We start from the raw sequence: 1,018 nt of genomic DNA, 5'->3' as shown, positions 1-1,018 counted from the left end.
GCCCTGGTGCAGGGTTGCGAGCCACCAGAGCACGGCGCAGGGCTTCCACCGCAAGATCGCGCTTCAGGCGGTCACTCGTGGCCCAGCCAACGACGCGCCGCGAGAAGAGGTCGAGTACGACAGCGAGGTAGAGCCAGCCCTCTGCCGTCCAGATGTAGGAAATGTCCGCCCCCCACTTCCGGTCCGGGCCATCCGCCGTGAAGTCCTGCGCCACAAGGTTCGGCGCGACCGGCCAGGCATGCTCGCTGTCCGTCGTCCGTTTGAAGCGCCGCTTCTGCCGCGCGATCAACTGGTTCTCGCGCATCAGCCGTGCCGTGCGATGTCGCCCGATCTCATGGCCCTCGTCGACGAGGGTCTCGGTGCATGCGCGGGCTGCCATAGGTGCCGTTCGACAGCGCAAAGGCCGTGGGAATATGGGCCAGATAGACCATGTCCTGCCGCGAGCGACGACAGGCCGGACGGTCCTGCCAGGCAAAGAAACCACTTTGGCTGACCCCGAGGACGCGGCACATCCGATTGATCGGGAAGCTGGCCTTCTCCGCTTCGATGAAGCCGAAGGTCATCGACTTCCCTCTTTCGCGAAGAAGGCCGCGGCTTTTTTTAGGATATCGCGCTCCTGCTTCAGAACCGCATTCTCCCGCCGCAGACGTTTCAACTCGGCATGCAGATCGACAGGTGCCTCACTGGGCTCAGCTGCATCGCGCTCCTGACCAAGCCATCGCGTCAGCGTCGACAGCCCGATGCCCAGATCATCAGCGATCTCCCGTCGCGTCCGACCACTGGTAAGTGCCAGCCGCACCGCTTCACGCCGAAATTCCGGCGTCGGCCTGTTCCCGTTTCCCATCGAACACCTCCTGGTTCCTCAGTTGGTGCTCTCCACTTTTCCCGGGCAAGTCCACTGCATCTCCAAGGGCAAGGCGCGGGTCCGATACGAATTCGGCACCAAGGTCAGCCTCGCCACCACTCTCGATGGGGGCTTTGTCGTTGGTGAACCGCGCCGGGTTTGCCGGAGGCTCCA

The 1,018-nt window shown here is 63.8% G+C and carries 1 protein-coding gene and 1 pseudogene; both read right to left on the bottom strand.

Annotated elements, in window-relative coordinates:
• Positions 1-844, bottom strand: a pseudogene (locus tag E3D03_RS20880) (IS3 family transposase); the annotation flags it as partial.
• Positions 804-1,018 (bottom strand): hypothetical protein (locus E3D03_RS20875; RefSeq protein WP_263568536.1); only part of this gene is annotated, 215 nt, incomplete at its 5' end. The gene E3D03_RS20875 and the pseudogene E3D03_RS20880, both read right to left, overlap by 41 nt.

This window comes from Paracoccus sp. DMF, from assembly GCF_004407025.1.
Lineage (GTDB): Bacteria > Pseudomonadota > Alphaproteobacteria > Rhodobacterales > Rhodobacteraceae > Paracoccus > Paracoccus aminovorans_B.
Note: the sequence above shows the minus strand (reverse complement) of the source record. Positions and strands in the feature narration are given on the sequence as shown.